21 protein-coding genes are annotated in these 24,308 nt (G+C 70.0%); 4 read left to right on the top strand and 17 right to left on the bottom strand.

What is annotated here, in order from left to right; translation table 11 throughout:
- Nucleotides 1-135 precede the first annotated feature (135 nt).
- Nucleotides 136-1,284 carry a porin gene (locus AVAK2825_RS04800; RefSeq protein WP_284394748.1) on the top strand — a complete coding sequence of 383 codons (1,149 nt, stop codon included), beginning with the start codon at nucleotides 136-138 and terminating at the stop codon, nucleotides 1,282-1,284.
- Nucleotides 1,285-1,463: 179 nt separating this feature from the next.
- On the opposite strand, the gene AVAK2825_RS04795 is transcribed toward AVAK2825_RS04800, so the two are convergent.
- Nucleotides 1,464-2,261 (bottom strand): SDR family NAD(P)-dependent oxidoreductase, encoded by a 798-nt coding sequence (locus AVAK2825_RS04795; protein ID WP_284394747.1) that lies wholly within the window; start codon nucleotides 2,259-2,261, stop codon nucleotides 1,464-1,466.
- Between the two features lie 218 nt (nucleotides 2,262-2,479).
- Between AVAK2825_RS04795 and AVAK2825_RS04790 the strand changes: the two genes are divergently transcribed.
- The gene (locus AVAK2825_RS04790) at nucleotides 2,480-3,247 is read left to right on the top strand and encodes an IclR family transcriptional regulator (RefSeq protein ID WP_284394746.1); all 768 of its coding nucleotides are present in this window, start codon (nucleotides 2,480-2,482) and stop codon (nucleotides 3,245-3,247) included.
- Between the two features lie 30 nt (nucleotides 3,248-3,277).
- Here AVAK2825_RS04790 and AVAK2825_RS04785 read toward each other — a convergent pair whose 3' ends face one another.
- The 14 genes from AVAK2825_RS04785 to AVAK2825_RS04720 form a co-directional block, all read right to left on the bottom strand.
- Nucleotides 3,278-4,981 carry a flavin-containing monooxygenase gene (locus AVAK2825_RS04785; RefSeq protein ID WP_284394745.1) on the bottom strand — a complete coding sequence of 568 codons (1,704 nt, stop codon included), beginning with the start codon at nucleotides 4,979-4,981 and terminating at the stop codon, nucleotides 3,278-3,280.
- A gap of 207 nt (nucleotides 4,982-5,188) precedes the next feature.
- Nucleotides 5,189-5,980 (bottom strand): SDR family NAD(P)-dependent oxidoreductase, encoded by a 792-nt coding sequence (locus AVAK2825_RS04780; RefSeq protein ID WP_284394744.1) that lies wholly within the window; start codon nucleotides 5,978-5,980, stop codon nucleotides 5,189-5,191.
- A gap of 9 nt (nucleotides 5,981-5,989) precedes the next feature.
- Entirely contained in the window at nucleotides 5,990-6,946 is a 957-nt protein-coding gene (locus AVAK2825_RS04775; RefSeq protein ID WP_284394743.1) for a branched-chain amino acid ABC transporter permease, read from the bottom strand.
- A gap of 8 nt (nucleotides 6,947-6,954) precedes the next feature.
- Nucleotides 6,955-7,836, bottom strand: a complete 882-nt coding sequence (locus AVAK2825_RS04770) for a branched-chain amino acid ABC transporter permease (protein ID WP_272566111.1) — start codon at nucleotides 7,834-7,836, stop codon at nucleotides 6,955-6,957.
- 34 nt (nucleotides 7,837-7,870) lie between these two features.
- Nucleotides 7,871-8,590, bottom strand: a complete 720-nt coding sequence (locus AVAK2825_RS04765; RefSeq protein ID WP_284394742.1) for an ABC transporter ATP-binding protein — start codon at nucleotides 8,588-8,590, stop codon at nucleotides 7,871-7,873.
- The gene (locus AVAK2825_RS04760; RefSeq protein ID WP_284394741.1) at nucleotides 8,583-9,338 is read right to left on the bottom strand and encodes an ABC transporter ATP-binding protein; all 756 of its coding nucleotides are present in this window, start codon (nucleotides 9,336-9,338) and stop codon (nucleotides 8,583-8,585) included. The genes AVAK2825_RS04765 and AVAK2825_RS04760 overlap by 8 nt, the downstream gene beginning before the upstream one ends.
- Nucleotides 9,339-9,360: 22 nt before the next feature.
- Entirely contained in the window at nucleotides 9,361-10,116 is a 756-nt protein-coding gene (locus tag AVAK2825_RS04755; protein ID WP_272566107.1) for an SDR family NAD(P)-dependent oxidoreductase, read from the bottom strand.
- Nucleotides 10,113-11,021, bottom strand: coding sequence for an SMP-30/gluconolactonase/LRE family protein (locus AVAK2825_RS04750; RefSeq protein WP_284394740.1), 909 nt, complete (start codon nucleotides 11,019-11,021; stop codon nucleotides 10,113-10,115). The genes AVAK2825_RS04755 and AVAK2825_RS04750 overlap by 4 nt, the downstream gene beginning before the upstream one ends.
- 36 nt (nucleotides 11,022-11,057) lie before the next feature.
- Complete coding sequence (locus AVAK2825_RS04745; protein ID WP_284394739.1) at nucleotides 11,058-12,281, bottom strand: ABC transporter substrate-binding protein; 1,224 nt, start codon at nucleotides 12,279-12,281, stop codon at nucleotides 11,058-11,060.
- 112 nt (nucleotides 12,282-12,393) lie between these two features.
- Nucleotides 12,394-14,040 (bottom strand): long-chain-fatty-acid--CoA ligase, encoded by a 1,647-nt coding sequence (locus AVAK2825_RS04740; RefSeq protein WP_284394738.1) that lies wholly within the window; start codon nucleotides 14,038-14,040, stop codon nucleotides 12,394-12,396.
- 214 nt (nucleotides 14,041-14,254) lie between these two features.
- Nucleotides 14,255-14,965, bottom strand: coding sequence for a 7-cyano-7-deazaguanine synthase QueC (gene queC / locus AVAK2825_RS04735; protein ID WP_284394737.1), 711 nt, complete (start codon nucleotides 14,963-14,965; stop codon nucleotides 14,255-14,257).
- 76 nt (nucleotides 14,966-15,041) lie between these two features.
- A complete protein-coding gene (locus tag AVAK2825_RS04730) occupies nucleotides 15,042-15,197 on the bottom strand; it encodes a hypothetical protein (protein ID WP_272549895.1) in 156 nt (51 codons plus the stop codon).
- Between the two features lie 82 nt (nucleotides 15,198-15,279).
- A complete protein-coding gene (locus AVAK2825_RS04725; protein WP_272566101.1) occupies nucleotides 15,280-16,881 on the bottom strand; it encodes an OpgD/OpgG family glucan biosynthesis protein in 1,602 nt (533 codons plus the stop codon).
- Nucleotides 16,882-17,009: 128 nt separating this feature from the next.
- Nucleotides 17,010-18,218, bottom strand: a complete 1,209-nt coding sequence (locus AVAK2825_RS04720) for a threonine ammonia-lyase (protein WP_284394762.1) — start codon at nucleotides 18,216-18,218, stop codon at nucleotides 17,010-17,012.
- A 346-nt stretch (nucleotides 18,219-18,564) separates the two neighbouring features.
- Here AVAK2825_RS04720 and AVAK2825_RS04715 point away from each other — a divergent pair, with 346 nt between their 5' ends.
- Complete coding sequence (locus tag AVAK2825_RS04715) at nucleotides 18,565-20,163, top strand: NEL-type E3 ubiquitin ligase domain-containing protein (protein ID WP_284394736.1); 1,599 nt, start codon at nucleotides 18,565-18,567, stop codon at nucleotides 20,161-20,163.
- A 209-nt stretch (nucleotides 20,164-20,372) separates the two neighbouring features.
- Here the strand turns inward: AVAK2825_RS04715 and AVAK2825_RS04710 are convergent, their stop codons facing one another.
- Nucleotides 20,373-22,040, bottom strand: a complete 1,668-nt coding sequence (locus AVAK2825_RS04710) for an acyl-CoA dehydrogenase family protein (RefSeq protein ID WP_284394735.1) — start codon at nucleotides 22,038-22,040, stop codon at nucleotides 20,373-20,375.
- Between the two features lie 88 nt (nucleotides 22,041-22,128).
- Nucleotides 22,129-23,055 carry a LysR family transcriptional regulator gene (locus AVAK2825_RS04705; RefSeq protein ID WP_284394734.1) on the bottom strand — a complete coding sequence of 309 codons (927 nt, stop codon included), beginning with the start codon at nucleotides 23,053-23,055 and terminating at the stop codon, nucleotides 22,129-22,131.
- Nucleotides 23,056-23,218: 163 nt separating this feature from the next.
- Here AVAK2825_RS04705 and gtdA point away from each other — a divergent pair, with 163 nt between their 5' ends.
- The gene (gene gtdA / locus AVAK2825_RS04700; RefSeq protein WP_284394733.1) at nucleotides 23,219-24,289 is read left to right on the top strand and encodes a gentisate 1,2-dioxygenase; all 1,071 of its coding nucleotides are present in this window, start codon (nucleotides 23,219-23,221) and stop codon (nucleotides 24,287-24,289) included.
- Nucleotides 24,290-24,308 lie beyond the last annotated feature (19 nt).

The following is a 24,308-nucleotide window of genomic DNA, read 5'->3' as shown; positions in this document are numbered from 1 at the left end:
GGGTCAGGTAAGGCGCAGCGAAGCTCCATTCTTCATCGCTGACGTCTGTTGGGTAGGGCTTGCGGGGCATCTGCAAACTCTACCCTTGGCTTCGCTCTCACGGAGCAAAGTTCATAACACGCTCTAGTGGGCGCCATGGCCGCCTGGGCCTGTGGCCAAGCGCCGGCGTGGGCGCAACAGGCGCAGAAAGAAGAGCTGCGCCAGATCACCACGCCCGCGGGCGGCATAGCCGCCGCCGCATCCAGCGTGACCCTTTATGGACTGATCGACACCAGCATCGCCTATGCCTCCGGCGCGGGCGGGCGCATCACCAAGCTGGACAGCGGGCACATGAATGGATCACGGTTCGGTTTCCGGGGCTCCGAAGACCTGGGCGGCGGGCTGCGTGCCAATTTCTGGCTGGAAGCGGGCATCAACTCCGACACGGGTGGCTCGGGGCAGAACCAGGGCGCAGGCGCCAAGTTCTTCGGCCGAGGTTCCCTGGTCAGCCTCACGGGCGACTTCGGCGAGGTGCGGCTGGGCCGTACGGTGACCACGATCAGCTCCGAGGCGCAGGCCGTGGGCGATGCCTTCGGGTTGGGCGGCGCCGGCAACCTGCAGGGCATCCAGCCGGCCACGGGCCGCGCGAACAACACGGTCTGGTACCAGTCGCCCTCGCTGTCCGGATTCATCGGCAAGCTCTCGTATTCCTTCGGCGAGCGCACCAGTGCCACGGGCGGCACCCAGGCCGCCAACCAGGCCGCCGTCGCGTTGTTCTATTCTGGCCAGGCGCTCAGCGGCGCGGTGGCGTACACCACCTTGCGCCATCCCACGGACCTGAGCACGGTGCGCTGGCTCAACTCCAGCCTGGCCTACAACTTCGGCGGCTTCAAGCTGTTCGGCTCGTTCGCGACGTTCAAGAACCCCGGCGCCGACCTCAGCCCGGCCGTGCATGCCGCACTCGATGGCAATGTGCAGTTGGCGGGCATTCCGACCGTGGGCTACTACGCCGGGCAGGACGACCGCAGCGCCTCCCTGGGCGTGGCGGTACCGTTCGGGGCCAGCACGGTGCTCGCGCAGGTCGTCAAGGTGGATGACCGCGGCCCGCTGAACCGCGATGCCACGCAGTTCGGCGTGGCCTATCTGTATGCCCTGTCCAAGCGCACCACGCTGTATGCGGATTACGGCAAGGTGAAGAACCGCAACGGTGCAGGCTACGCGCTGACGGGCGCGACGTCGCAGGCCGGTCTCGGCGACGGCGGCAACAGCGATGCCGTGCACGTGGGCGTGCGCCACGCCTTCTGAAACCCGCGGTCGCGGGCAGGCCTACCCTGGTGGGGACGGGGCCTGACGTGATGGCGCGCGGAGCAGCAGCAGTCCAAGGGCACCGGCCGCGTTGCAGCGCGGGTCGGCTGCCGGGTACCAAGCTCTGGAAGGCGCGGTGCGCAGGCTCGACGGGCCTGCGCACCGGGCCCGCAGGCGTTTCAGCCGGCGGCGGGCCGGCCCCAGCCGCCCATGGGCAGCGAGCCCATGAGCGTGTGCGCCAGGCCGCCGTCCACCAGCAATTCGGCGCCATGCACGTAGGCCGCGTCGGGGCCCAGCAGGAAGGCGGCCACGCTTGCCATGTCATCGGCTTTGGCCAGTCGCCGCAGGGGCACGCGCGCCTCGCGCAGCTTGCGGGCCTCGGGATCGGCATAGGCCGCAGCCGTGCCCGGCGTGAGCGTCAGCCCGGGCGAGAGCGCGTTCACGCGGATGCCCTCAGGGCCCCACTCGGCGGCCATCTGGCGCATCAGCATGAGCGCGGCGGCCTTGCTGGCGCTGTAGGCGCCCAGCGGCGGCGTGGCATGGCTGCCCGAGATCGATGTGATGAACAGCACGGTGCCACGCGCGGCTTTCAGCGCCGGGTAGGCGGCCTGGGCCAGCAGCAGCGGCGCGCGCGTGTTGACGGCGAAGGCGCGGTCCCAGGTGGCGGGGTCGTACGTGGCCAGGGGGCCCGGTGCCGCGAAACCCGCGTTGCTGACCACGGCGTCCAGGCCCCCGAAGGCGCTCACGGCCTGCGCGCACAGGCGGGCCGGAAAGGCCGCGTCGGCCAGGTCGCCGCCCAGAACGAGCGCGGTGCCGCCCAGTTGCCGGATCTCGGCCGCCAGGGGTTCCAGCTCGGCCAGATGTTGGTCCGCCAGCGCGATGCGGGCGCCGCCGTGGGGCGCCGCGTCCCGCGCCAGACGCAGTGCGATGGCGCGGCCGATGCCCCGCGCGGCGCCGGTGATGATGCATCGGTTCATGCGGCCTCCGCTGGCGTGGTGACGCCGGGCTGGCCGATGGAAGGGAAAGGAAGGTGTGCCATGGCGTTCAAGGGTTGGAATGAAGGCTTGCCGGAAGGAAAGCGGTATGCCGCGCGGGCCTGGGCCCGTGTCGCGCGCAGGGCTGCCGGCGGTGGCGCGGGGCCGCACAATGGGCCGGCCATGCCATGCACCCGCCGCGTCGTCTCCGGAGCTTTCCCATGCCCGCCAGTACGGTGAAGTCCGCCACCCGGGTGCTGCAGGTGCTGGAATACTTCGCGCAGGTGCGCACGCCCCTGCCGCTCAAGCGCATCAGCGAGGCGCTGGGCTACCCCCAGTCGAGCACCACGGTGCTGCTCAAGAACCTCATCGCCATGGGCTACCTGCGCTATGACCGCACCGAGCGCCTGTACTTCCCCACGCCGCGGGTCACTTCGCTGGGCGACTGGATCTCGCAGGCGCTGTTCGGGCAGGGCCGCATCTTCGAACTGATGCACGACCTGCACGGCGCCACGGGCGAGACGGTGTCCATCGCCATGCTCAACGACATCTACGTGCAGTACATCCGCGTCATCCAGTCCACGCATGCCATCCGCTTTCACACTGACGAGGGCAGCCTGCGCCCGCTGACCCGTTCGGCCGTGGGCTGGCTGCTGCTCACCGACCGCACCGATGCAGAGGTGGAAAAGCTCGTGCACCGCGCCAACATTGCCGTGCAAGGGCGCGAAGACCGGGTGCCGCTGGAGACCATCGCCCCCGAGGTGGCCGGCGCCCGTCTGCGCAAGGCGCTCTACCTGGAGAACCTGCCGCTGCTGGGTGGCGCCACCATCGGCGTGGTGATGCCCTGGCGTGTGCAGGGCCGCCTCGTGGTGCTGGGCATGGGTGGCACCATCGAGCGCATGCGGCCCCACCGGGCGCGCTACACCGCGCTCATGCGGCGGCTGGCCCTGCAGCTGGAGCAGCCGCAGCCCGGGCCGGGCCACGCGTAGCGCACGCATCGGGCAGGGCGGCGCGGGCGGTCAGCCCGCCACCGCTGCTTCGGCCGGGGCTTCCTGGCCCGTGTACGGCGCCGGCCGCGCAAGGGTTGGGCGCTGGAAGGTGAAGTTGCGGTAGCCGTCCTGCGCGGCGGCCGCGCAGTGCTCGCGGTACTTGGCGAAGCCTCCGGTGAACAGCGTGAGGCCCTGCGGCTTGTCCTTCACGTTGGCGCCCACGTACCAGGTCTTGGCCTTGAGCAGCAGCGAGCGCTGCGACAGCGTGTAGACCAGGTCCATCCAGCCCTGCTCGGCCTGGGCTGTGGGCTCGATGGTGGCCAGGCCCTGGCGCTGCATGTGCTGCATGGCGGCGGCGATCCAGTCCACGTCGTTCTCGCTGATGCGGATGATGTTGGCCAGCGCGGCGGGGCCGTTGGGGCCGGTGGTCATGAAGAGGTTGGGGAAGCCCTCCATCATCAGGCCCAGGTAGGAGCGCGCGCCGTCCTGCCACTTGCCGTTGACGGTGCGGCCGTCGCGCCCGACCACGTCGAAGGCCAGCAGCGCGCCCGTCAGGCCGTCGTAGCCGGTGGCCAGGATGAGCATGTCCAGCTCGACCTCTCCGGACTGCGTGCGAACGCCCTTCTCGGTGATCTCCACGATCGGATCGTTCAGCAGGTCCACCAGGTGCACGTTGGGGCGGTTGTAGGTCTCGTAGTAGCTGGAGTCGAGGCAGGGACGGCGGGCGAAGATGGGGTAGCCGCGCGGCTTGAGCCGCTCGGCCGTCACCGGGTCCTTCACGACCTCGCCGATCTTGCCGCGCACGAATTGCGCCACATGCTCGTTGGCTTCGGCGTTGGTCATCAGGTCGCAGAAGGTGCCGAGCATGGCCAGGCCACCGCTCTTCCAGGCATCTTCCAGCAGTTGCTGGCGCTGGCGGGGCGTCACGCTGAAAAACGCGCGGGTGGATTGCGGGCGCACGCCGCCCACGGCGCTGTTGCGCGCGGACTCGCGGATGCCGGCGTAGTGGCGCCTGACCTCGGCCATGTACTCGGGCGTGAGGTCTTCGTTGCGCATGGGCATGGTGAAGCTGGGCGTGCGCTGGAAGACGAACAGCTCGCCCGCCTCCTTGCCGACCTCCTGCACGATCTGGATGCCGGTGGATCCGGTGCCGATCACGCCCACGCGCAGGCCTTCGAAGCGCACGGGTTCGTGCGGCCACCTGGCCGCGCGCAGCAGGCGGCCCTTGAAGCGCTCCAGGCCGGGGATCTCGGGGTCCTTGGGGATGGACAGCGGGCCGGTGGCCATGATGCAGTAGGTGGCTTCGTAGACGGCCCCGCGGTCGGTCTTCACCGTCCACAGCTGGCGTTCTTCGTTCCACACGGCGCTGGTCACGCGCGTGTTGAACTGGATGTGCCGGCGCAGGTCGAGCCGGTCGGCCACGAAGTTGATGTAGCGCAGCAACTCGGGCTGGGCAGCGAACTGCTCCGACCAGGTCCACTCCTGCTCGATCTCGGGCGAGAAGGAGAAGCTGTAGTCGATGCTGGGCAGGTCCACGCGAGCGCCGGGGTAGCGGTTCCAGTACCACACGCCGCCCACGTCGCTGCCAGCCTCGAAGCCCTGGATCTTCAGGCCCATTTCCCGGAACTTGTACACGGCGTACATGCCGCCGAAGCCCGCGCCGACGATGGCCACCTCGATGCGCTGGGGCGGGGTGGGAGCGTTGGCGTTCCCGTGCAGGGTTTGCGTTGTCATGTTGTCTCCTCTGGGGCGCGGCATGGTCCGTGCCGCGGATGGTTTCAGATGGGGTCAGGTCGCCACCGGCGCTGCGCTGGCGCGTGCGGCCTGTCCTGCGGGAAATGATGCGTTCGCGCCGTGCGCGCATCAAGCAAATGCGCGGGTGGGGCCTGCAACATCACATCCATGATTTCCGGGTGCCCGCGCGGCCCGTGCACGCCTGCCTCAGACGGCCAGCGTGCCGCCGTCCACCGGCAGCGTCACGCCGTTGACGAAGCTCGCCATGTCCGAGGCCAGGAACACCGCCGGCCCCGCCAGCTCGTGCGGCTGGCCCAGGCGGCCGGCGGGGATGCGCTGCATGAAGCGCGCGAGCCGCTCGGGGTTGGCGCGCGTGGCCTCGGTCATCGGTGTGTCGATCACGCCCGGCGCCAGCGCGTTGACGCGGATGCCATCGGGCGCGAGATCGAGCGCCAGGGTCTGCGTGAACATCTTCACCGCCGCCTTCGAGGGCGAGTAGCCCAGCGCACCGCCCTGCGCGATGAAGGCCGCGCCCGAGGCCACGTTGATGATGCAGCCGCGCGTGCGCCGCAGCGCGGGCAACCAGGCGTGCACCGTGTGGAACACGCCGAAGAGGTTCACGTCCATCGTGCGGCGCAGGTTCTCGGCGGCGCGCGGGCTGTCGATGCCCTCGCGGATGATCACCCCCGCGTTGTTGACCAGCGTGTCCACGTCGCCGATCGACTGCGTCACCTGCACGGCGAGGTCATGGCAGGCCTGGGCGCTGGACACGTCGAGCGCCCAGGCCCAGCCCTCGGTGCCGGCGGCGCGCACGTCGCGCAGCGTGTCCGCGCAGCGCTCGGCCTGCAGGTCGGTCACGATGACGCGCGCGCCGGCCTGGGCGAAGGCCACGGCCACCGCGCGGCCGATGCCGCTGGCCGCACCCGTGACAAGGGCCAGGCGGCCGGCCAGCAGCCCGGGCGTGGCGGGCCAGTTGGGGGGAAGTGCATGGGCTGGCATGGGGTCTTCCTACAGCGGTGCCGCGCCGCGCTGGCGGCGGCTGGCGAGATAGGCCTGGAACTGGCCGACGATGCCCTTGCGGAACACCATGACCACGATGACGAACACCACGCCCTGCAGGATCAGCACCCACTCGGCGAACGAGGCCAGGTAGTTCTCCATGGTCACGATGACCATGGCGCCCACCACCGGGCCCAGCAGCGTCTGCATGCCGCCCACGATGCAGATGAGCAGGGCCTCGCCCGAGGTGGCCCAGTGCACGTCGGTCAGCGAGGCGAGCTGGAACACCAGGGCCTTGAGCGAGCCCGCGAAGCCCGCGATGGCGGCCGACAGCACGAAGGCCAGCAGCTTGTAGCGGTTGACGCGGTAGCCCAGGCTCTGGGCGCGCGGCTCGTTGTCGCGGATGGCGCGCAGCACCTGCCCGAAGGGCGAGTGCACCAGCCGGTGGATCAGCCAGAACGCGCCGCCGATGAGCACCGTGACGAAGTAGTACAGCACCAGCGTGTTCTCCAGCGAGAACAGACCCAGCACGGTCGGGCGCGGGATGTTCTGGATGCCGTCCTCGCCACCCGTGAACGGCAGGCGCAGCGCCATGAAGTACACCAGCTGCGCGAAGGCCAGCGTGATCATCGAGAAGTAGATGCCCTGGCGGCGGATGGCCAGCAACCCCGTCAGCAGGCCCAGCACCGCGGCCGCGGCCGCGCCCAGGGCGATGCCGCTCAGGCCCTCCCAACCCCAGACCTTGACCGCGTGCGCGGTGATGTAGCCGGCCGTGCCGTAGAACATGGCGTGGCCGAACGACAGCAGGCCGACGTAGCCGACCAGCAGGTTGACCGATGCCGCCAGCAGCGCGAAGCACATCAGCTTCATGAGGAACATGGGGTACACCACGAACGGCGCGGCGGCCAGGCAGGCCAGGGCGGCCAGCAGCAGCGCGGTGTGGGTGCGTCGACTCAGCAGGTCCATGGCGACTCCTAATGGGCACGGCCGAAGAGGCCATGGGGACGGACGGCGAGCACGAGGATCATCACCACGAAGATGACCACCCCCGCGCCATCGGGATAGAAGACCTTGGTCAGGCCCTCGATGGCGCCCAGCGCGAAGCCGGTGACGATGGAGCCCAGGATGGAGCCCATGCCGCCGATCACCACCACCGCGAACACGACGATGATCAGGTTCGAGCCCATCAGCGGGCTCACCTGGTAGATCGGCGCGGCCATCACGCCGCTCAGGCCCGCCAGGCCCACGCCCAGCCCGTAGGTGAGCATGAGCATGCGCGGCACGTTGATGCCAAAGGTGCGCACCAGCGGGGCGTTCTCGTTGGCCGCGCGCAGGTACGCGCCCAGCTTGGTCTTCTCGATGAAGAACCAGGTGCCCAGGCAGACCGCCAGCGCCGCGGCGATCACCCACACGCGGTACAGCGGCAGGAAGGTCACGCCCACGTCGATGCCGCCCGTCAGCGGGTTGGGGTAGGGTTGGCCGCTCACGCCGAACTGCAGGCGGAAGGCACCCTCCATGAGCAGCGCCACGCCGAAGGTCAGCAGCAGCGCGTACACATGGTCCAGCGCATACAGCCGGCGCAGCATCAGGCGCTCGAACACGACCCCGAAGCCCGCCACCACCAGCGGCGCGATGACGAGCGCCGGCCAGTAGCCGATGCCCAGGTATTCGAGCAGCCCCCACGCCACGAAAGCGCCCAGCATGTACTGCGCGCCGTGGGCGAAATTGACCACGTGCAGCAGCCCGAAGATGATCGACAGCCCCAGGCTCATCAGGGCATAGAAGGCGCCGTTGATGAGCCCGACCAGAAGCTGGCCGATCAGTGCAGCCCAGGGGATTCCGAATAGCCCGTCCATCGTGTTGTCCGTCCTGCGTTGGGTGAAGAAGGGCTCACAGGCCCAGAAGCGACTCGATGTGTTCGCGCTGCGTGTCGAGCTCGTCGCGGCGGAAGTGGCCTGCCACCTCGCCTTCCTCGATCACGTAGAAGCGGTCGGCCAGCGCGCAGGCGAAGCGGAAGTTCTGCTCCACCAGCAGCACGGTGAAGCCGCGCTCGCGCAGCATGCGGATGGTGGCGCCGATGCGCTCGACGATCACCGGCGCCAGGCCCTCGGTGGGTTCGTCCAGCAGCAGCAGCTTGGCGCCCGTTCGCAGGATGCGTGCGATGGCCAGCATCTGCTGCTCTCCGCCCGACAGCCGCGTGCCCGGGCTGTGCCTGCGCTGCTGCAGGTTGGGGAACAGCGTGTAGATCTCGGCCACGCTCAGGCCGCCGGGCAGCAGCACCGGCGGCAGCAGCAGGTTCTCTTCGGTCGAGAGGCTGGCGAAGATGCCGCGCTCCTCGGGGCAGTAGGCCGCGCCCAGGCGCGCGATGGCCTCGGGCGGCAGGCCCTCGGTGGGTTGGCCGCGCAGCGTGATTCCGCCCTCGCGCCGGCCCAGCAGTCCCATGATGGCGCGCAGCGTGGTGGTCTTGCCGGCGCCGTTGCGCCCCAGCAGGCACACCACCTCGCCTTCGTTCACGTCCAGGTCGATGCCTTGCAGCGCCAGGGTTTCGCCGTACCAGCCGCGCAGGCCGCGCACCTGCAGCAGGGGCTGCGTGTCGGGGGTCTCAGGCATGGGCACCTCCTACGTAGGCTTCGATGACGCGCGGGTCGCGCGAGACCTCGTCATAGCTGCCCTCGGCCAGCACCTGGCCGGCCTGCAGCACGGTCACGCGGTCGCACAGCTCGGCGATGACCTTCATGTTGTGCTCGACCATGAGCACCGTGCGCCCGCGCGCGGCTTCGCGGATCAGCGCCACCACCGGGCCGATGTCCTCGTGGCCCAGGCCCGCCATGGGCTCGTCCAGCAGGATCATCTCGGGCTCCATGGCGATGGTGGTGGCCAGCTCCAGCGCGCGCTTGCGCCCGTAGGGCAGTTCGCCGGCGGGCGTGTCGCGCCAGCGCGTGAGGCCCACGCGTTCCAGCAGCTCCAGCGCCCGCGCGTCCAGCGTGCGCAGGACCTTCACATTGCGCCAGAAGGCGAAGGTGCCGCCGTGGCGCTTCTGCAGCGCCACGCGCACGTTCTCCAGCACCGTCATCTGTCCAAAGACGGCCGAGATCTGGAACGATCGCACCAGGCCCGCCATGGCCACGGAGGCGGGGTCGCTGCGCGAGATGTCGCGGCCGTTGAAGACCACCGTGCCCGAGGAGGGCCGCAGGAAGGTGGTGAGCAGGTTGAAGCAGGTCGTCTTGCCTGCGCCGTTGGGCCCGATGAGGGCGTGGACCGAGTGCCGGCGCACCCGCAGGTCCACGTCCTTGACGGCGTAGAAGCCACGGAACTGCCGGCTGAGCTGGCGGGCTTCGAGGATGAAGGGGGCGTCCATGGCGGGGCGGCCGTTGGGCGGCTCAGAGGAAGGCATGGGTGACGCCGCCGTCCACGAGCAGCGACTCGCCGGTCACGAAGCTGGCGTCGTCCGAGGCCAGGAAGCATGCGGCCTTGGCGATGTCTTCCACCTCGCCCAGGCGCTTCATCGGCGTCTTGGCGATGCGCAGCTTGGCCTTTTCGGCATCGACGTTGATCTTCACGCCCTCGGTGAGCACCGAGCCCGGGCAGATGGCGTTGACGCGGATGCCGCGCGGTCCCAGGTCCACGGCGGCCGAGCGGGTCAGCCCCAGCACGCCGGCCTTCACGCCGCAGTACAGCATGCCCTCGGGCAGGCCCAGAAAGGCGGCCGACGAGGCGATGTTGACGATGCTGCCGCCGGCCTCCATGGCCTCGGCACCCACCTGGATGCCCCAGACCACCGAGTTGAAGCCCGTGCCCACCATGCGATCGAGCATCTCGGGCGTGATGGCGTCGATGGGGCCGTAGCGCACCCAGATGGCGTTGTTCACGAGCACGTCCAGGCGGCCGAAGCGCTCCTTGAGCGCACCCACGGCGTCGCTGAAGCTCGCGCGGCGCGCCACGTCGCCGCCGAAGGCCATGGCCTGAAGCCCCTGCGCCTGCAACTGCTCGGCGGCTTCGTGCGCCATGTCCTCGGCGCGGTCCAGGATGCCGACGGCGGCGCCTTCGGCCGCCATGGCATCGGCGATGGCACGGCCGATGCCGCGCGCACCGCCGGTGATGAGGGCAACCTTGCCTTCGAAACGTCGGGTGGTCATTGGGGGATCCTTGTCGAATGGTGAAAGGGGAGGTCGGCGAAGCGGGCTTCCTCCAGCCCGCGCACGCCCGTGCCTTGGATGGCGAACACGGCGCCCGCGTCCGGGTGATCGCTGCGCAGCAGGTTGCCGCTGTCGCGGATGGAGGTGAGGTAGATCACGTCCAGCCCGGGGCCACCGAAGCAGGGGCAGGTCACGAAGGTCACGGGCAGCTGGATGCGGCGCTCCAGCCGCCCGTCGGGCGTGAAGCGTGCGAGCTGGCCGTTCTGCACTAGCGCCACCCACAGGCAGCCCTCGGCGTCCACGGTGGCGCCGTCGGGCACGGAGCCCAGCGCGCGCGTGTCCACCAGCACTTCGGCCGGGCCGATGTCGCCCGTGGCGGGGTCGTAGGCGTAGCGGCGCACCTGGTGGGTGGGGCTGTCGGCAAAGTACAGCCAGCGCCCGTCGGGGCTGAAGCAGGTGCCGTTGGCCACGTGGATGCCCGTGTCCAGCGTGCGCACGGCGTGCGTGCCGAGCTGGTAGAGCGCGCCCTCGGGCGCCATGCGGCCCAGCGTCATCGATCCGACCACGAAGCGCCCGTTGCGGTCGGTGCGGCCGTCGTTCAGGCGCATCCGGTCGGCGCCGTGCGCCACCCGCACGCCCAGGGGCGAGAGGGTGCCCGTGTCCGGGTCCAGGTACTGGAAGTCGTCCTCCAGCGCCAGCAGCAGCCGGCCGCTGTCGCACAGCGCGATGGCGCCGATGTGCTGGGGCAGTTGCCACTGCACGCCGGCCCCGGTGGCCGGCGTGTGGCGCCGCACGATGCCGGCGCGCCCGTCGATCCAGTAGAGCGACTGGGTGCGTGGGTCCCACAGTGGGCATTCGCCCAGCAGGTCCCGCTGCGGGGCCAGGATGTCGATGCGAAGGGCCATGGAAGGACTCGGGCTGCGTATCGGCCGGGCGCGGGCCTACTTGGCGGCGGCCTTGATGTAGTCGCAGCTGCTCTCGGACAGCGGGCGCCAGGTCTGCTCGGGCGGGATCTCGCCGCGCACCGTGTAGAAGTCGTTGGGGCCCTTGGACTCGGAGGGCTTCTTGACCTGTATGGCGTACACCGTGCGCAGCGCCTGGCCGTCCTCGCGGATCTTCACGTCCTTGGAGAAGAAGTCGTTGATGGGCAGCTCGCGCATCTTGGCCGCGACCTTGGCGCCGTCGTCGGTGCCCGCGGCCTTCACGGCCTGCAGGTAGTGCCAGGCGGCGCTGTAGGCGCCCGCGTGGATGTAGGTGGGCACCACGCCCTTGTTGCGCGCCATGAAGCGCTTGGCCCAGGCGCGCGAGGCCTCGTCGCGGTCCCAGTAGAACGGCAGCGTCAGCTGCAGGCCCTGGGCCACGTCCAGTCCCATGGCCGAGACGCTGTTGATCGTCATGCCGAACACCGTCACCACCTGGCCGCCGCGCGTGATCTTGTATTCCGCGGCCTGCTTGAGCGCGTTCGACAGATCGAGCCCTGCGTTCAGGATCACGATGGCCTGCGCGCCGCTGGATTGCGCCTGCAGCAGGTACGACGAGAAATCGGTGGCGCCCAGCGGGTGCTTGACCGAGCCCACCACCTTGCCGCCGGCGGCCTGGATGAAGCGCGTCGCATCGTCCTGATAGGCCTGGCCGAAGGCGTAATCCACGGTGATGAAATAGAAGCTCTTGATGCCCTGCTTCATCAGGCTCTGCACGCCGGCCTTGGGCAGCGCATAGGTGTCGGTGAGGAACTGGAAGTTCATCGGCGAGCAGGACTTGTTGGTCAGCTCCGCGCTCACCGTGCCCGCGATCAGGTAGGGCTTCTTGCGTTCCTTGAGCAGGCTGGAGATGCCCAGCGCGATCGACGAGGCCGAGCCGCCGACAATGGTGTCCACCTTCTCGGTGTCGAGCCACTTGCGGGCGATGTTCAAGCCCACGTCGGGCTTGTTCTGGTCGTCGGCCACGACCACCTCGACGGGCTTGCCGAGCACGGCGCCGCCGAAGTCCTCCGCGGCCATGCGCACGGCCAGCGTGGAGCCGGGGCCGCCGTTGCCCGAGTAGGGGCCGGTCTGGTCGGCCATGACACCGATGCGCACCACATCGTCGCTGATCTGGGCATGGGCCGCTACGCCGCAGGCGAGGGCCAGGGCGGCAAGGGCAAGGCGGGAGCTGGGCAATGGCATGGGTGTGTCTCCTTGGTGTGTGCGTGTCTTCGGTCGGGACGGATGCATCCAGGGCCCCGCCGTCCGCGGGGTGTGCGATGCCAGCGGCCGGCAGGGGCCGCGGGGCGTGGAGTCAGGCCGCGTCGGTGGGCAGGCGGTGGTCGCGGAACAGCTCGCGCAGCCGCGTCTTTTGCAGCTTGCCGGTGGCGGTGTGGGGCAGCGCGTCGATGAACACCACGTCGTCAGGCATCCACCAGCGAGCGATGCGGTCCTTCATGAAGTCGAGGATCTCCGCGCCGCTCACCGACTCGCCCGCCTTGGGCACCACGATGAGCAGGGGGCGCTCCTGCCACTTGCTGTGGTATGCGCCAATCACCGCGGCCTCCTGGACCTTGGGGTGGCCCACGGCCAGGTTCTCCAGGTCGATGGAGGAGATCCATTCGCCGCCGGACTTGATCACGTCCTTGGAGCGGTCGGTGATCTGCACGTAGCCCTCGGCGTCGATCAGCGCCACGTCGCCCGTGGCGAACCAGCCGTCCGCATCCAGGGCCGCGCCCTGCTCCTGGCCGTAGTAGGCCGACACCACCCAGGGCCCGCGCACCTTGAGGTCGCCGGGGGTGCGGTCTTCCTGCGCGCGCTGGCGCCCCTCGGCATCGAACACCGCGATCTCCACGCCGAAGATGGCGCGGCCCTGGCGGGCCTGCACGGCGTGGCGCCCTTCGGCGGGCAGGTCGGCATGCCGGGGCAGCAGGTTGCCGATGGTGGCCAGCGGGCTGGTCTCCGTCATGCCCCAGGCCTGGATCACGAACGCACCGAAGAGCCGGTCGAACTTCTCGATGATGGCGCGCGGCGCGGCCGATCCGCCCACCACCACGCGTTGCAGCCGCAGCGCCGCGCGCTCGGCGGCGGGCAACGCCTCGGCATGCTGGAAGAAGCCCAGCCACACCGTGGGCACGCCCAACGAAAGCGTGCACTGTTCGTCGCGCAGCAGCGCGAAGAGGCGCTCGCCCGAGAGGTTGGGGCCGGGCAGCACGAGCTTGGCGCCGCTCATGGCGCTCGCATACGGAATGCCCCAGGCGTTCACGTGGAACATGGGCACGGCCAGCAGCACGCTGTCGCGCGCGCCCAGCCCCAGGCCGTCCGTGGCGCAGGCGGTCCACGAATGCAGCACCGTCGAGCGGTGGCTGTACAGCACGCCCTTGGGATGGCCGGTGGTGCCCGAGGTGTAGCACAGCGACGAGGCGGTGTTCTCGTCCAGCGCGGGCCAGGCGAAAGCGGCGTCGCCCGCGTCCACCAGGTCTTCGTAGCACAGCAGCGGTGCGGGCAGGTCCACCGCCGGCAACTGGTCGCGCCGGCACAGGGCCACGTAGGCCCTGACGGAGGGCAGGTGCGGCGCGATCTGGGCCACGAGCGGCGCGAAGTCCGGGTCGAAGCACAGGTACTCGTCGGCCGCGTGGTTGACGATGTAGCTGATCTGCTCGGGGAACAGGCGCGGGTTCACGGTGTGCAGGATGGCGCCCATGCCCGAGACCGCGTAGTACAGCTCCAGGTGCCGGTGCGTGTTCCAGGCCAGCGTGCCGACCCGCGCGCCCTGCGGCAGACCGCGGGCGTGCAGGGCGCTGGCCAGGCGCCACGCGCGGCGGCCGACCTCGCCCCAGCTGGTGCGCAGGCTGGTGTGCGCGTCGACGTGGGAGACGATCTCCACGTCGCCGTGGTGGCGAGCCGCGTGCTCCAGCAACGTGGAGATGAGCAGTGCTCCGGATTGCATCAAACCCTGCATTTGTCTTCCTCTTTCTCTGCGGCGTCGCCCTGATTCCATGAGCGATCTATTTTTTACATGCCGGCCGGTAAGTGAATTGATGCTAGCAGAACGACTCCGGACCAACAACGCCCGCGCGCTGGGTGAAAACCCTTGCGTCGCGAGGCATTCGACGCCGGGTGGGGACACAGGGAATGTGCGGAGACGGCCGGAAGGTGGCGCATCTCCGCAGTCGTCAAGGGCCTGGCGGCAGCCCCGTCCACTGAAAGTAGCCTGCGCGGCGCAGTTCGCATGCCGGGCAGGTGCCGCAGCCGTAACCCCAGGCGTGCAGCGTGTCGCGCACCCCGTGGTAGCAGGTGTGGGAGCGCTGGACGATCAGGTCCACCAGCGCATCGCCGCCCAACTGGCGCGCCATCTCCCAGGTGGCGGCCTTGTCGATCCACATGAGCGGCGTCTCGAAGGTGAAGCGCTGCCCCATGCCGAGGGACACCGCCACCTGCAAGGCCTTGAGCGTGTCGTCGCGGCAGTCGGGGTAACCCGAGAAATCGGTCTCGCACATGCCGCCCACCAGCGTGTGCAGCCCGCGCCGGTAGCCCACCGCGGCGGCGAGCTGGAAGAAAAGCAGGTTGCGGCCGGGCACGAAGGTGTTGGGCAGCCCGGCCTCGGTCATCTGGATGGCGGTGTCGCGCGTGAGCGCGGTGTCGCTGATCTGGCCCAGCACCGCGAGATCGACCATGTGGTCCTCTCCCATGCGGCCGGCCCATCGCGGGAACTCGGCGCGCAGCGCGGCCAGCACGTCCTGCCGTGCCTGAAGCTCCACGTGGTGCCGCTGGCCGTAGTCGAAGCCGATGGTTTCCACCCGCTCGAAGTGGGTCAGAGCCCAGGCCAGGCAGGTGGTGGAGTCTTGTCCACCGGAAAAAAGGACCAGGGCGTGGCCGGCTCTCATGGTGTGTTCCTTTGAAGGACGTGGGCGTAAAAAAGCCCCGCGGCGCGGGGCTCTGCGAAGGGGGAGGGGCCGGCGCTCAGGCCATGTAGATGGCGATGAAGGCCAGCAGGAACATCAGCACGCCGCCCACCACGGGCAGCACGATGGGCATCAGCGGAACCACGGCTTCGACGCCATCGGGGGCATGGTGGTGTTCGCCAACGTGCGGGGTGGTGGTCGTGTCGTGGGCCATGGGTTCTCCTGGTGGCTGCCTCAAAAAGTGATGAAATTCTAGCGGCAGCCGCCGGGCGGCCGCCACAGGGTTTCGACGGGTGTCACACCAGCTTGCGGTCCGCAGGGGCCGGCGGCACCCACTGGTAGAGCCACGTTTCGGTGATGGGCTCCTTGCCCACGCGCAGGAACAGGCGGATGGTGATGGGTTCGGTGCTGTCGTCCTCGGGCCGGATGTCGAACATCGCGCGCCAGCCGTTCACGGCGTCCAGGGGGCGGGCCGACGTGATCTCGACCTTGCCGCGGCTCACCGTGATCACGGGTTCCACCTTGGCATCGCGGCCGAGCGCCACGAGGTTCTCGCCCGCGAAGTCGACCGCGAAGCGCCACGAAAAATACTTGCGCGGCTGGCCCACCACGCCGCCCAGGCCCGTGCGTGTGGCCACGCAGCTGGCCAGCGCGGGCCGGGCCGGTGGGTGCGCGCCCCAGTACAGGCGGTAGCCCACCAGCAGCTCTTCGCCCGCCTTCGGCTTGCGCTCGGGGTTCCAGAACGCCACGATGTTGTCGAAGGTCTCGTCGATGGTGGGAATCTCCACCAGCTGGATCGAGCCCGCGCCCCAGTCGGCCTTGGGCTCCACCCACAGCGAGGGCCGGCGCTCGTAGAACACGCCATCGTCCTGGTAGTGGTCGAAGTTGCGGTCGCGCTGCAGCAGGCCGAACCCGCGCGGGTTCTGGTCGGCAAAGGCGTTGAACTGCAGGTTCGGCGGATTGGTGAGCGGGCGCCACACCCATTCGCCGTTGCCGCGCCACATGGACAGGCCGTCGGAGTCGTGGATTTCCGGGCGCCAGTCGTTGGCCATGCGGTGGTCGTTCTCGCCGTGCTGGAACATGCTGGTGCAGGGGGCGATGCCGATGCGTTCGATTTCCTTGCGCGGGTACAGCGCGGCGTCGATCTCCATCACCTGCGTGTCGCCCGGGGTGATTGCGAAGCGGTAGGCACCGGCCACGCTGGGGGAGTCGAGCAGGGCGAGCACCACCACGGTGTTGGAGCCCGGGGCCGGCCGTTCCAGGTAGAACGCGGTGAAGTCCGGAAACTCTTCCGGCCGCTGCATGCCGGTGTCGATGGCCAGGCCCCGCGCCGACAGGCCGTACTGCCACTCGCCGCCCACGGCGCGGAAGTAGCTGGCGCCCAGGAAGGCCGCCACGTCGCGCACGGGGTCGGTGTGGAAGTTCAGGCGAAAGCCCGCAAAGCCCAGGTCGGCGGGCAGGTCGCCGGCCTTGAGGCCGCTCTTGCCATAGTCGAACATGGCCGGGTCATAGGCCAGCTCCTGCGCCTGGCCGTTGGCCAGTTCGTACATGTGCACGGGCTTCTTGAAGAACAGGCCCAGGTGGAAGAATTTGGCCTGGAAGCGCAGCTTCTCGTCGGCCCAAAGGGAGTGGTCGGGCCGGAACTGCATGGACTGGTACTGGTCCCAGTCGAGCGACGTGACCGAGGGGGGCAGGGTGCCCTGGTACGGCTCGTAAGCCTTGGCTGCGAGGGCGCGGGCCTGGCCCTTGAGGGCGGCGAAATCGAAGGGCTGCGGCTTGCCCAGGGGCTTGAGCGTGGCGAAGGCCTGGGTCCAGTTCAGGCCGAGGGTCCCGGCCGAGGCCAGGGCGGCGCCTCGGCCGAGGGTGCGCAGGAAATGGCGTCGTTTTGGTTGCTGCATGGGCCAGCAGTGTGCCGAAAACCGTGCGCCATCCCATGCAACGCCGTGTATTCGGCGGGGAATTTCGGCAAAAAAACGCGTTTCTCCTACAAAAAACCCGCGGCCCGGAGCGGACGCCTTTCTGGGCCTCAGATCAGGTCGGCCTCCATGTGGGCTGCGCGCAATTGCTCCAGCACCTGCTGCACGTGCGCCTTGCCGCGCGTCTGCAGCACGAGTTCGATCTCCACGTTCTGGGCGGCCAGCATGGTGAAGGCCCGCTGGTGATGCACCTCCTCGATGTTGGCGCCGGCTTCGGCCACGGTGGCGGTGATGCGGGCCAGCACGCCCGGAATGTCGCGCGCGCTGACCTTGATGCGGGCCAGCCGCCCGGAGCGCACCATGCCGCGCTCGATGATGGCGGCCAGCAGCAGCGGGTCGATGTTGCCCCCGCACAGCACCAGGCCCACCTTCTTGCCCTGAAAGCGTTCCGGGTAGCGCACGAGCGCCGCCAGGCCCGCGGCGCCGGCGCCCTCGACCAGCGTCTTTTCGATTTCCAGCAGCATGAGCACGGCCTGCTCGATGTCGCCCTCCTGCACCAGCACCAGGTCGTCCACCAGCCGCGCGATCACTTCGCGGGTGAGCGTGCCCGGCGTGCCCACGGCGATGCCCTCGGCGATGGTGGAGGTGCCCTGCGGATGCTGCGTGCCCTTGATGGCGTTGACCATGGCCGGAAAGCGCGCGGTCTGCACGCCCACGATCTCGATGCCGGGGCGGATCGCCTTGGCGGCCGTCGCCACGCCGGAGATCAGGCCGCCGCCGCCCACCGCGATGACCAGGGTGTCCAGGTCCGGCACGGCCTGCAGCATCTCCAGGCCCAGCGTGCCCTGGCCGGCGGCCACGGCCTCGTCGTCGTAGGGGTGCACGAAGGTCAGGCCGCGCTCTTCGGCCAATGCATAGGCGTGGGCGCGGGCTTCCTCCAGCGTGTCGCCGTGCAGCACCACCTCGGCGCCGAAGCCGCGCGTGCGCTCCACCTTCACGCCCGGCGTGAAGCGCGGCATCACGATCACGGCGCGCAGGCCCAGGCGCTGCGCGTGGTAGGCCACGCCCTGGGCGTGGTTGCCGGCGCTCATCGCGATCACGCCGCGCTGCTGCTCTTCGGGCGACAGCTGGCTGAGCTTGTTGCAGGCGCCGCGCTCCTTGAAGGAGGCGGTGAACTGCAGGTTCTCGAACTTGAGGAACACCTGGGCGCCCACGATCTGCGAGAGCGTCTTGGATTCCACGCACGGCGTGTCGAGCACATGGCCGCGCAGGCGGGCGGCGGCATCCTGGATGGTTTGGAGCGTGAGCATGGCCGCCATTGTGGCGCGTGCCGGACCGCGCGCCGGCCATGACAACGTCAACCCACCGGCGGCGCCGGCCCGCCGGTTCGCCTCCAGCACACCCCCTTCGGGCTGCAGGCAGCCTCGGGTTCGGGCCTGGGGCAGCATGTCGGCGTTCTTCACTCCGCGATGCGCCATGCCCCTGTCCGGCCCTTCCCGTGCGCTGTCCGTGCCGGCCGCGCTGCCACCGCAGAGGCCGGCCGATCACGCTACCGCGCCGGTCGCCCCGCCGGAGAGGCACACGCTCGGATCGCTGCTGGGAATGCCCCTGGGGGCCATGGCGGCGCGGGCCCCTTCGGCACCGGGGGCCACCGCCGCCGCGCCGATGCCCGCGCCCCCCGTGCGGCGCACGCTGGGGGAGTTGCTGGGAATCCCGCCCGCGCCCGCCGCAGGCGGGGCCGCGCACGGCGCACCAGCCACGCCCGTGCCGCCGGCCGCAGCGTCCGCCCCGGGCCCGGCGGCCGAGGCGCCAGCCGTGCCCTTGCCGGCCTGGGCGGACTGGCTGCAAGCGCCTGCCGCCGCCCAGTATCTGCACGCCAAGGCTCTGGCCCCCGCGCAGCGCGCGCTTCTCGCGCAAACCCTGGAAGCGCGCTGGCGAAAGCATCCCGACCTGCAGGCGCCCTCCCCGGAGATGAACCTGTGGATGTCGGTAATGAAGGCGCAACTGCGGGCCCGCCGCGAGATCCGCCACGATGCCGGCCGCCTGGCCCAGGCCGGCCAGCGGGTCCTGTCCCTGCTGCGGGCCTGCGCTCCGCTCGATGGTGGGGTGGCGGTCCGCGACGGGGAGGGCCGCATGCGGGGGCCGGAGTACCGCGCGGCGTTCAACCAGCTCCTGCGGGTGATCGGTGACGAATCGCTCGCGCAGCCCCTGCGCGATGCGGCCGAACGTGCCTTGCAGACCCATTGCGAGAACGGCGCCACGCTCACGCCGGACCATGCCGCACGGCTGTCCCGGGAGGGCATCGTGGCCCTGGCGGAGCGGGGTTACCGGGCGATCGGTGCCGGGGCCCTGCACAAAGCCACGCCACCCCACCTTCGATCCGAACTGCGGGAGCCCTTCTCGCTCTGGCTGGAAGCCCAGGAGGCCTTCGATGGGGAGGAAAACGCGCCCGCGTTCGCCCATTTGCTGGAGCGAAGGCTGCCGTCCACCCCGGCGCTGCAGAAAGCCCACGGGCCGGGCGCCACCCTCCTGCAGGAAGGGGCGCAGGTGATTCGGGCCATCGCCCGCGACGGTCCGCTCCGGGCGAGGGTGCTGGCCATGGCCGAGAACGCGCTCGGATCGTGCGGCGACAACGTGGCCGAAGGCTTTTCCGCCATCGTGCTCGCGGTGCGCAACCACCAGATGGCCCAGGCGGTGCAAGAGGGCCGCATCGACGCGGCGGGCTTGGACGGCTGGGCGCGGCAGCAGTTCCGCCTGGGAGCGTTGGAGACGGCCGTGCACCACTTCATCCACCAGGCGCTGGAAACACCCGGCATTCCCGAGGAGATGGAGCGGCAGTTGCGCAGGGAACCCCTGGAAACCATGCTGCACGCCAAGGTCAGCCTGAAGGCCCTGCTGGTGCTGCCGGGCAGCGTGCCTTCCGAAATGACCTATGCCACGCAAAGCGTGCTGACGCCCGGCGACCTGTCGGCCCTGGCCGCGGGGGTAATGGACGCCGAAGGCGACGACCGGCAGCTCACGGCCTACCTGCTGTCCAACGAAACCTGGCGCGTCGGCATGCGGCACCTGCATCGCGAGCCGTTCGCCGCACTCGAAGCGGCTTTCGACGAAGACCCGTTCCATGACCGCGATCTGCCACGCGATGGCGATGCCCACGTGCAGGAGCGCGTGGCCTACAACGAGGCCGCCGCCGAGTTCATGCAACGCCAGCGCGCTGCCGAGGACGCGTTGCTGCTGCAGCGCTGGGGCGGCGTGCCGGGGTGAGCGTGCTCTCTGGCGGTGGTTGAAACGACCGCAGGCGGCCCTCGCCCACTGTGGCAGGCGCGTCCGAGCCCGTTTTCAGCGAAAACCGCTGCATGCCGGGAGATTGCATGCCTGTGATGCTATTTAATTGATAGCAAAACGATGGCCGGAGCGATGCCAGACGGACGCGCGAATGCCGCGTGACAACGCGTGGGGCGCCGCCGGCTGGTTCACGCCGGAAACGCCCGTTCCAGAATCGCCCCGGTGTCCATCGCTCGGGTGTCGATGGCGCCCACGACGCGGCCTGCGCCGCCGTCCTCCAGCCGGGTGGCAATGAACGCATCCGCCACCGCCTGCGGCGCATGGCGGCGCAGCAGGCAGGCTTGCGCCACCAGCACCAGGCGCTGCACGAGCTGGCGGCCCAGGGGCTCCAGCTGTTCGGGCGGGAGGGCGAGCAGGCCTTGGAGCGGCCGGAGCGCGTCGAGGATGCGCGGCTCGCCGGCCGCGGCGTCGGCGAAGTCCTGCAGCAGCGCCGACGCGGTCTGGGGCTCTCGCGTCAGGGCGCGCAGCACGTCCAGGCACATCACGTTGCCCGAGCCTTCCCAGATCGAGTTGACGGGCGATTCGAGAAAGAGGCGCGCCATCACGCCGTCCTGCACGTAGCCGTTGCCGCCGAAGACCTCCATGGCCTCGCCGGCCAGCCCCACGCCGCGCTTGCAGACCCAGAACTTGGCCGCAGGCGTCATCACGCGCTTCCAGGCGCGGTCGGCCGCGCTGGCGGTGCCGTCATCGTCGCGTTCGAAGGCCTCGGCCAGGCGCATCAGCAGCGCCAGCGCGGCCTCGCTCTCCAGCGCCAGGTCGGCCAGCACGGCGCGCATCAGCGGCTGCTCGGCCAGGGCCCGGCCGAAGGCATGGCGCTGGCGGGCATAGGCGATGGCCTGCACGGTGGCCTGGCGCAGGATGGCGGCGCTGCCGGCCACGCAGTTCATGCGCGTGGTGGTCGCCATCTCGATGATCGTGGGGATGCCGCGGCCTTCCTCGCCCATCAGCAGGCCCCAGGCGCCGTCGAATTCCACCTCGCCGCTGGCGTTGCTGCGGTTGCCCACCTTGTCCTTCAGGCGCTGCACGTGCACCGCGTTGAGCGTGCCGTCGGGCCGCCAGCGCGGCACGTAGAAGCAGGCGAAGGGGCCGCCCTCGCCGGTGCGCGCCACCACCAGGTGCGCGTCGCTCTGCGGGGTGGAGAAGAACCACTTGTGGCCGTGCAGCCGGTATTCGCCGCCGCGCCCGCCCGCGCCGACGGGCGTGGCCACGGTGGTGTTGGCGCGCACGTCGGAGCCGCCCTGCTTTTCGGTCATGCCCATGCCCAGCCAGACGCTGGATTTTTCCTGCGCGGGCCGGTCGCGCGGGTCGTGGGTGCGGCTGTGGAGCTTGTCCGCCAGCTGCGCCCAAAGCGCGGGCTCCTTGCGCAGCAGCGGGATCGCGGCCTGCGTCATGGTGGCGGGGCACAGGGTGCCCTGCTCGACCTGGCCATGCAGGTAAAAGCCCGCGGCCCAGGCTGCCCATCGGCCGGGCCGGTCGCTGTCGAAGGGCATGGAGACCAGGCCCTGCGCGCGGTAGAGCGCCATGAGCGCGTCCCACGCGGGGTGGAACTCGACCCGGTCGATGCGCCGGCCCCGGTTGTCGAAGCGGTGCAGTTGCGGCGTGTGGCGGTTGGCCTGTTCGGCCAGGGCCCCTGTCGCGGCCGTGCCGAGCTGCCGTGCGTAGGCGCCCAGGGCGGGCAGGGCGCCTTGCGCACCCGTGCGATGCAGCCCGTCCTGCAGCGCGGCATCGGTGGCGAGCAGGTCGTAGTCGGTGCGTTCGGAAAACTGGTTGAAAACTGCGTGGGTGGCCTGGGCCATGGGTTGTCTCCTGCGCGTGGGGGCGCACCGTGCGCCCAGGCCGCCATGGTGCCCCCATTGGCACGGGCCTGCACGCCCTGGCGTGCGGTCAGGAGGCGGGTGCAGCAGCCTCGCGCAGGGCGCGCAGCATGCTGGCCACGGCCACCCGGTCGGTGGTGTTCTCGCGCCAGTACATCGACACCGAGCCGAAGCCCGACAGCCGCACTGGCAGCACGCGCAGCGCGCCCATGTGGGAAAACCGCAGCGCCGCGCGGTGCGAGGCCATGCCGATCATGTCGCTGTGGCCCAGCAGCGTGAGGTTGAGCGTGACGGAGTTGGATTCCACGCTGCCCTGCGGCAGCGCATGCCCGGCGGTTGCCAGCGCGCCCTCCAGCGCATTGCGGATCGGCGTGCCGCGCGGCCAGACGAGCCAGCGGTAGGCCATGAGATCGCTCCATTCCAGCGCGCGCTCCTGCCGCAGCAGCGGGTGCTGCGGGCGTGCCACCAGGTGGATGGGCTCCATGTACAGCATCTCGGTGTGGATGTGCGTGTCGTGCAGTTCGGGCGCGGAGCGGCCCACCACCACGTCCAGCTCGCCATGGGCCAGTTGCTGCATGAGCACGTTCATGGTGCTTTCGGCCAGCCGGATCTGTGCGCGCGGCAGCCACTCCAGCAAGCGCAGCACGGCCATGGGCACCACGTCGGACGCCGACGCGCCCGAGGTGCCCACCGCCACCAGCCCGCTGCCGCCGTCGCGCAGGGCCTGCATGTCGTCGCGGGCGCTGTCCAGGTGGGCCTCGATGCGCCGGGCATGGGCGATCAGCGCCTCGCCCTGGGGCGTGGGCTTGAGCCCGCGCGCATGGCGCTCGAACAGCACCATGCCCAGGTCCTCCTCCAGTTCCTTGAGCCACTTGGAGAGCGCGGGCTGCGCGGTGTGGAGCAACTGCGCTGACTGGCTCATGTTGCCGGTCTGCGCCAGGCTCAAAAGCATCTGCAGCTGTCGCAGGCGCGGGCGCAGGCGGTGGGTCCAGTCCATGGGGTCGGTGGGTGGGTTGAAGGTATATCCAAAAGATTATGGATAAGACCAATAAATGATTTTACGGACTATCGACGGGTTCGAATAATCCGCCCCATGGACCGGCTGGCAGCGCGCATTCGAGTGCTTTGGCATGGCTGGCCGCAGACACAGGAGACAACGCATGGATACGCCCACCCTGGCATCGCCGCCTGCCGCCGCATCCGCCGACCGGCAGGCCTACTACGACCACATCGCCCGCCATGGCATGGCCCCGCTCTGGGAGTCGCTGCACAGCCTGGTGCCGCGCGAACCCCGCCCGCGGGCCGTACCCGCCTTCTGGAAATACGAGGACGTGCGCCCGCTCGTCATGCAGGCGGGAGAGGTCATCAGCGCCGAGGAGGCCGTGCGCCGCGTGCTCATCCTGGAAAACCCCGGCCTGCCCGGCCGCGCCAGCATCACCTCCACGCTGTACGCGGGGCTGCAACTGATCCTGCCCGGCGAGGTCGCGCCCAGCCACCGCCACACGCAGTCGGCGCTGCGCTTCATCGTGGAAGGGCAGGGTGCCTACACGGCCGTCAACGGCGAGCGCACCACCATGCACCCGGGCGATTTCATCATCACCCCCTCGTGGACCTGGCACGACCACGGCAACCCGGCGGTGGTGGACGGCGGCGAGCCCGTGGTCTGGCTCGACGGGCTCGACATTCCCCTCATCGGCCACCTGGATGCGGGCTTCGCGGAAAACTACCCCGAGGCGGTGCAGCCCGTGAGCCGGGCCGAGGGGCACAGCTTCGCTGCCTTCGGCCACAACATGGTGCCGGTGCGCCACCGCGCGGTGGAGGGCTCGACCTCGCCCCTCTTCAGCTACCCCTACGAGCGCAGCCGCGAGGCGCTGGACCGGCTGTTCCGCCAGGGCGAGCTGGACGCCTGGGACGGCGTCAAGCTGCGCTACGTGAACCCCGCCACCGGGGGGTGGCCCATGCCCACCATGGCCACGTTCATGCAGTTCCTGCCGGCCGGCTTCCAGGGCCGCACCTACCGCACCACCGACGCGACCGTGTTCAGCGTGGTCGAGGGCCAGGGCACGGCGCGCATCGGCGAACGCACCTTCCAGTTCGGCCCGCGCGACACCTTCGTCGCCCCCTCATGGGCGCCCGTGCAACTGGCCGCGACGCAGGACGCGGTGCTGTTCAGCTATTCCGACCGCCCGGTGCAGGCCGCCCTGGGCCTGCTGCGCGAAGAGCGCCTGTGAGCCGCTGCGCATCCTGAAT

Source organism: Acidovorax sp. SUPP2825 (assembly GCF_030158995.1).
Lineage (GTDB): Bacteria > Pseudomonadota > Gammaproteobacteria > Burkholderiales > Burkholderiaceae_C > Paracidovorax.
Note: the sequence above shows the minus strand (reverse complement) of the source record. Positions and strands in the feature narration are given on the sequence as shown.

Coding starts and splice junctions, on each gene's coding strand:
- AVAK2825_RS04705 (WP_284394734.1), bottom strand. CDS start 23,055: ATGGACTGGACCCACCGCCTGCGCCCGCGCCTGCGACAGCTGCAGATG.
- AVAK2825_RS04740 (WP_284394738.1), bottom strand. CDS start 14,040: ATGCAGGGTTTGATGCAATCCGGAGCACTGCTCATCTCCACGTTGCTG.
- gtdA (WP_284394733.1), top strand. CDS start 23,219: ATGGATACGCCCACCCTGGCATCGCCGCCTGCCGCCGCATCCGCCGAC.
- queC (WP_284394737.1), bottom strand. CDS start 14,965: ATGAGAGCCGGCCACGCCCTGGTCCTTTTTTCCGGTGGACAAGACTCC.
- AVAK2825_RS04745 (WP_284394739.1), bottom strand. CDS start 12,281: ATGCCATTGCCCAGCTCCCGCCTTGCCCTTGCCGCCCTGGCCCTCGCC.
- AVAK2825_RS04710 (WP_284394735.1), bottom strand. CDS start 22,040: ATGGCCCAGGCCACCCACGCAGTTTTCAACCAGTTTTCCGAACGCACC.
- AVAK2825_RS04715 (WP_284394736.1), top strand. CDS start 18,565: ATGCCCGCGCCCCCCGTGCGGCGCACGCTGGGGGAGTTGCTGGGAATC.
- AVAK2825_RS04770 (WP_272566111.1), bottom strand. CDS start 7,836: ATGGACGGGCTATTCGGAATCCCCTGGGCTGCACTGATCGGCCAGCTT.
- AVAK2825_RS04765 (WP_284394742.1), bottom strand. CDS start 8,590: ATGCCTGAGACCCCCGACACGCAGCCCCTGCTGCAGGTGCGCGGCCTG.
- AVAK2825_RS04785 (WP_284394745.1), bottom strand. CDS start 4,981: ATGACAACGCAAACCCTGCACGGGAACGCCAACGCTCCCACCCCGCCC.
- AVAK2825_RS04730 (WP_272549895.1), bottom strand. CDS start 15,197: ATGGCCCACGACACGACCACCACCCCGCACGTTGGCGAACACCACCAT.
- AVAK2825_RS04725 (WP_272566101.1), bottom strand. CDS start 16,881: ATGCAGCAACCAAAACGACGCCATTTCCTGCGCACCCTCGGCCGAGGC.
- AVAK2825_RS04755 (WP_272566107.1), bottom strand. CDS start 10,116: ATGACCACCCGACGTTTCGAAGGCAAGGTTGCCCTCATCACCGGCGGT.
- AVAK2825_RS04720 (WP_284394762.1), bottom strand. CDS start 18,218: ATGGCGGCCATGCTCACGCTCCAAACCATCCAGGATGCCGCCGCCCGC.
- AVAK2825_RS04760 (WP_284394741.1), bottom strand. CDS start 9,338: ATGGACGCCCCCTTCATCCTCGAAGCCCGCCAGCTCAGCCGGCAGTTC.
- AVAK2825_RS04790 (WP_284394746.1), top strand. CDS start 2,480: ATGCCCGCCAGTACGGTGAAGTCCGCCACCCGGGTGCTGCAGGTGCTG.
- AVAK2825_RS04750 (WP_284394740.1), bottom strand. CDS start 11,021: ATGGCCCTTCGCATCGACATCCTGGCCCCGCAGCGGGACCTGCTGGGC.
- AVAK2825_RS04780 (WP_284394744.1), bottom strand. CDS start 5,980: ATGCCAGCCCATGCACTTCCCCCCAACTGGCCCGCCACGCCCGGGCTG.
- AVAK2825_RS04800 (WP_284394748.1), top strand. CDS start 136: ATGGCCGCCTGGGCCTGTGGCCAAGCGCCGGCGTGGGCGCAACAGGCG.
- AVAK2825_RS04795 (WP_284394747.1), bottom strand. CDS start 2,261: ATGAACCGATGCATCATCACCGGCGCCGCGCGGGGCATCGGCCGCGCC.
- AVAK2825_RS04775 (WP_284394743.1), bottom strand. CDS start 6,946: ATGGACCTGCTGAGTCGACGCACCCACACCGCGCTGCTGCTGGCCGCC.